General features: G+C 41.2%; 1 protein-coding gene. It reads left to right on the top strand.

Going from position 1 to position 240, the window contains the following annotated elements; translation table 11 throughout:
* On the top strand, positions 1-240 hold a 240-nt coding region (locus tag ACX6XY_RS30485), incomplete at both ends, for a Gfo/Idh/MocA family protein (protein WP_460337978.1).

The raw sequence follows: 240 nt of genomic DNA, 5'->3' as shown, positions 1-240 counted from the left end.
AATTAGGTGATATCTATTATGCAAAAGCAAAAGCGATTCGTCGTCGTGCAGTCCCAACTTGGGGTGTGTTTTTAGATGAAGAAGCGCAGGGCGGCGGACCTCTTATTGATATTGGAACACATGCGCTTGATTTAACGCTTTGGATGATGGACAATTATAAACCGAAATATGTAGTAGGAAACAGTTATCATAAACTTGCTAAAAAAGAAAATGCAGCAAATGCATGGGGCTCATGGGACC

It is taken from the genome of Streptomyces sp. O3 (genome assembly GCF_054788135.1).
The sequence above is the reverse complement of the archived record's forward strand: the minus strand, read 5'-3'. Positions and strand labels throughout refer to the sequence as shown.